The sequence below is a fragment of the Butyrivibrio sp. genome (assembly GCF_024699075.1).
Genome location: NZ_JAILQF010000296.1, coordinates 1 through 4868, shown reverse-complemented (window position 1 = coordinate 4868; position 4868 = coordinate 1). Strand labels below are relative to the sequence as shown.

6 protein-coding genes and 2 pseudogenes are annotated in these 4868 nt (G+C 40.9%); 5 read left to right on the top strand and 3 right to left on the bottom strand.

Going from position 1 to position 4868, the window contains the following annotated elements; all coding sequences use genetic code 11:
- Positions 1-126: 126 nt before the first annotated feature.
- The 4 genes from K6G87_RS12005 to K6G87_RS11990 all read left to right on the top strand — a co-directional run bounded on the left by K6G87_RS12005 (position 127) and on the right by K6G87_RS11990 (position 2111).
- Positions 127-303, top strand: a complete 177-nt coding sequence (locus K6G87_RS12005; RefSeq protein ID WP_296837537.1) for a hypothetical protein — start codon at positions 127-129, stop codon at positions 301-303.
- Positions 304-387: 84 nt separating this feature from the next.
- Positions 388-933: an NUDIX domain-containing protein gene (locus K6G87_RS12000; RefSeq protein WP_296837535.1), complete on the top strand. Its 546-nt coding sequence runs from the start codon at positions 388-390 to the stop codon at positions 931-933.
- A 58-nt stretch (positions 934-991) separates the two neighbouring features.
- Complete coding sequence (locus K6G87_RS11995) at positions 992-1864, top strand: aminoglycoside 6-adenylyltransferase (RefSeq protein ID WP_296837533.1); 873 nt, start codon at positions 992-994, stop codon at positions 1862-1864.
- A gap of 58 nt (positions 1865-1922) precedes the next feature.
- On the top strand, positions 1923-2111 hold the full coding sequence (locus K6G87_RS11990; protein WP_330669845.1) for a 6,7-dimethyl-8-ribityllumazine synthase: 189 nt from the start codon (positions 1923-1925) through the stop codon (positions 2109-2111).
- Between the two features lie 9 nt (positions 2112-2120).
- Here K6G87_RS11990 and K6G87_RS11985 read toward each other — a convergent pair whose 3' ends face one another.
- The 3 genes and pseudogenes from K6G87_RS11985 to K6G87_RS20080 form a co-directional block, all read right to left on the bottom strand.
- Entirely contained in the window at positions 2121-2504 is a 384-nt protein-coding gene (locus tag K6G87_RS11985) for a hypothetical protein (protein ID WP_296837531.1), read from the bottom strand.
- Between the two features lie 15 nt (positions 2505-2519).
- Positions 2520-2789: pseudogene (locus K6G87_RS20085) on the bottom strand (flagellin); the annotation flags it as partial.
- A 1362-nt stretch (positions 2790-4151) separates the two neighbouring features.
- A pseudogene (locus tag K6G87_RS20080) lies at positions 4152-4472 on the bottom strand (flagellin N-terminal helical domain-containing protein); the annotation flags it as partial.
- Positions 4473-4637: 165 nt separating this feature from the next.
- Between K6G87_RS20080 and K6G87_RS11970 the strand changes: the two are divergent.
- Positions 4638-4868: helix-turn-helix transcriptional regulator (locus K6G87_RS11970; protein ID WP_296837529.1), on the top strand; the 231-nt coding region annotated here is incomplete at its 3' end.

Here is a 4868-nt window from a genome sequence, read left to right as displayed (position 1 = left end):
TGAATGAGTTTCCGGAGAAGTACAAGCAGCTGAGTCTATTTGACGTGTAGAGTATTTCATGGCATTAGTTGTTATATTTAAATCGTTTTACAAAGTCATGACATATATGCATGGTGCATTAGGTAATTGATCACACATATTAGAAAACAGTTCCCGAAATGTCCCTACAGGAAGTACACCATAAGCGAGATCATCAATTCCATCATTGCAAATGGATTTACACTTGAGAGATTTGATGAACAGCCATCTTGGGAAAATGAAATGCTGCCTGGAGAGTTTGCAGCGATTGCGATTAAAAAGTGATTAGCGATGGAGATGCAGACTGGAAATGACGATAGCAGATAGAATTAGGATATAGAGTTGAGATAGAAACAAGAAAGGTTTTACATGGATAACAAAGAATTATATATTGAACTTAAGGATGAAGAGTGGTCACTTACATATACTGATCATGATAGAAACATTGCAAGAGGTATAGTATTTGATGATGAAGGCAGTTTTTATTTTGTAAGAGCAGACAGAGATGATGATTTTGGTAAGGCTATCATAATTGAGACAGCAGGCGGCGGTGTAGAGGCTGGAGAAGACCTTGACATAGCAATTCGCAGAGAGCTAGGCGAAGAGCTTGGAGTAGAAGTCGATGTCATCTGTAAGATAGGAGTTGTAAGCGACTATTACAACCTTATCCACAGGCACAACATCAACAACTACTTCCTATGCAAAGCCAAGAACTTCGGCGAAAAGCATCTGACCAAGGATGAGATCGAGGATTTCCACCTGTCTACTCTTAAGATAGGATATGAAGATGCCCTTGCAGAGTATGAGCTTAGACGACAGACACCGCTTGGAAGGCTTGTGGCAAATAGAGAAGTTCCAATTCTTAAGAGAGCAAAAGAGATAATTGATAACATAGATACAAAGTCCGTACATTGAAGTATATGTACTAACAACATCGTGTAATACAGCACCAAAAAGGGAAGGCAGGACACTAATGCGAAACGAAAAAGAAATGATGGATCTGATCATGTATACCGCACGCGAAGATGATCGTGTCCGTGCGGTATACATGAACGGATCAAGAACTAATCCAAACTCACCAAAAGATATTTTTCAGGATTATGACATTGTATATGTGGTTAAAGAGACTGCGTCTTTTATCAAGGACAAAGAATGGATAAAGCGTTTTGGCGATATCCTCTTTATGCAGTATCCTGATGAAAGTCCGGATTATCCAAGCGACGTGGACAAATCCTACGCATGGCTCATGGTCTTCACAGACGGTAATCGACTTGATCTTACGGTAAAAGAGATATCTCATGCCAAGGAGAATGTGGTAGAAGATAGCCTTTGTATAATCCTTTTGGATAAAGACGGGATACTGCCACCGATCCCAGAATCATCAGAAGAATCATACCTTGTAAAAATACCATCGCAGGCCCAGTTTGAGGCAACCTGCAATGAGTTTTGGTGGTGCCTTAATAATATAGCCAAAGGACTGTGGAGAGAGGAAGTAACCTACGCGCAGGATATGCTTAACTTCGTGGTAAGAAAGCAGCTTGAAAAACTGCTTTCATGGAAGATCGGCCTTATGACTGATTTTAATGTCAGCGTTGGAAAGTCAGGAAAGTACATGCACAAGTGGCTTTCCAAAGAAGAATGGGATACATATCTTAAGACGTTCTGCTGCGCAGATGTAGATTCCATGTGGGATTCTGTAGATATAATGTGCAAGCTTTTTGTTGATACAGCAAAGTATGTAGCTGAAAAAGGCGGCTACGTATTTAATCAGGAAGAAGCCGATAACTGCCTTTTATTCCTTAAAAAGGTCAGGACGCTTAGCGCAGATGCTGACAGCGTTCTGTGAAATTAAATAATCAGTGAAAAATGCAATCTCATTTTGATCGTGAAGGGAGACAAAGAAGATGAGTACAAAATTACTTGAAGGAAAACTTGTAGCAAAAGAAGGAATGCAGGTAGGTATTGTAGCATCAAGATTTAACGAGATCATCGTTAATAAGCTTGTAGGCGGAGCAGTAGACGGTCTTAGAAGACACGGAGTTGAGGAAGAAAATATAGCTATAGAAATGGTAAACCTTGTAGATCAGATTTAATTCATAAATCTAGTCCCATAGTCCCGTAAGTTCAGATGAAAGCCTTAAATGACCGCATTTAGGACATTTGCACGTTGTTATATTATTACCAATTATATTTACATCATTATTACCGCAGCTTGGACAGGCTGCGGTATATTTTTTTGAAGTATCAAGGTCTTCAAGAACTGCAACAGATACCATCTTGCCGCATTTATTACATACAGCGGTTTCGTAGGAGAAGGTAAAATGAGGCATATCCTGGCCTTCAAAATTCTTTTTTATCTCATCAGCTATATCTTTTGAAAAGTCACTAAGGCAGTATTCCAGACTACAATGAAGCATCCCCATACCAGTCTTAACGTTCCAGGATGCGCCGCATTTTTTACATGAGATCTTGATCATATTACCCATAATAATCCTCTATTCTTATTGCAGAAGGCTCAGAACGCCCTGCTTAGACTGGTTGGCCTGAGCCAGCATAGACTGTCCTGCCTGAGCGAGAATGTTCATGTTGGAATATCTCACCATCTCTTCGGCCATATCAGTATCTCTTATCTGAGATTCAGCATCAGATGTGTTTTCAACAACATTATCAAGGTTTTTGATAGTATGTTCAAGTCTGTTCTGGGTTGCACCATAGTAGCTTCGAACGTTACTTACAGCGGCAAGAGCAGCTTTTATGGAGTCTATAGAACTTCTTGCTGCATCTGCTGTCATCATGTTGCTTGTGTTAAGTCCAAGAGCTGTGGAATCCATGTTAAAGAGCTTTATACCAATTCTATTGCTCGCTTCATTTTCTGATCCAGCCTGTATGAAAAGAGTATTAGCTCCGGTAACTTCTGTTCCGCCGCTGGAAGCGCCAGGTGTAAGAGCACCGCCTGTTCCTGCGCCCTGAGGATAATTTTGATTAACAGGAGCAGCTCCTGCTGAACTAACTACGAGAGGAGAAGTTACGCTTGCATTATCTACGATATTAGAACCTGACAAGCCGCCATCGCCTATTATGGAGCCTTGCCCACCGTTTGAAGCTTTAGTGTTATAGGCAAGCTTTCTCATAAATTCAGTAATATCTGAGTCAGCAGTAGCTCCCGAGAACCAGGAAGCAAGTGTTGACTGGTAGGTATTGGCATCACTTACAACACCAAGATCTTTAAGAGTTGTTCCAAGATCCTTGCCATCAATAAGTCCTTTCATGATCTTGTTCATGCCAGTTGCGATGCTTGAAGCATTAACTTCACTTGATTCGCTTGCAAGATAACCAATATAAGCAGACATGAGGTATCCATGTCCATAAGGTCTGTTGGCCATTGTGTAGGACTTAAGATAATTGGCAACAGCTTCGTCTTTGCTGGAATCATTTTCACTAGTAAGACCTGATACTGCATTATATAGGCCATTATTCCAGTTAGTAGCAACACCACCGCCTGTCAGCTGAGCCACACCTTCAGTAAACCAGGTTGGAAGGAAGCCTTTGGTCATGGCGATAGGCATTGTGTACTGCATTAAGGTATGAGTAAGCTCATGAGCTATGGTGCTCTCAAGAGTATTAGTTCCTTCGGTTCCGCTAACTGAAGAATTGGAAAAGTCATCTTTATCAACTGTCATACCAAGAGTAAGGCCATGGACAGTATATGAAGTTCCATCGTTACTGGTGGAAGAAAGAAGGCTTGCATAAGCAAGAGTATTGCTTGCACCGTCAACATATTTTATATCGAGAGAAATAGGAACTTCGCTGCCGCCGCTCTGGCTTTCGAAGGCTTTCTTGATCGATGGAAAAGCGCTGAATATCTGGTTTACAGCATTGGGAATAAGAGTCTGGCTTATAACTTCACCCAAAGTATCCCAATTAGAGCCTGGAGTTGTAACACCATCTATCGTTGATGGATAGGAGATTGTTATATTGCTTGCACTTACGCTTCCGTCAGCACCAAGTGTCATATTGAAATTAATATTTTGTTCAACAGAAAATGAATCTGTTGGAGAATATCCTTCTGATGGGAAAAGATGTATCTCGTTAAAGGTTGTACATGCAGCATTTTTATCAATCTGATCAAGGATCTGCCTGTATTCAGCTTCAACGTACATGCGGTCAGTATCAGTCATGGTATCGTTGGAAGCTTTTACAGCAAGTTCGTTACTACGCTGGAGCATATCGTGAACTTCATGAAGGGATCCTTCTGCGATCTGGATAAGAGATACACCGTCCTGACAGTTTCTTGAAGCCTGAGACAGACCTCTTATCTGACGGCGCATTTTCTCAGAAATGGCAAGACCTGCCGCATCATCTGCTGCTCTGTTTACCTTATATCCTGAAGAGAGCTTTTCAGATGATTTCGCCAGGTTTCCTGTTGTGATATTAAGCGTGCGATTCGAGTTCATCGCACTTATGTTGTGTTGAATGACAAAGCCGCCCATTGTAATACTAAGTAAAGCCTTTCTGTAGACGTCCTTGTCTGGTAATAATAATCTGGTAAATCCTTTTCCTATACTATTTATCGGTTCTTTGGCGGCTAATCATTATCTAAAGAATTTGAAGTGATTATCATGGCGACAAAGATAACTGGTATATCCCGTGATCTGATTATTCATCCGGGAGAAACAATAAGTGATATTCTCGTAGAACGAGGAATAACGCAGGCAGAATTAGCTGCGAGAACTGGAGTGACTCCTGCGTATGTATGTAATGTTATAGCAGGAAAAAAAGACATTTCCGCTAAGTTCGCTCTTGCATTGGAATATGCTTTGGGTGTATCAAAGTCATTTTGGATCAATCTG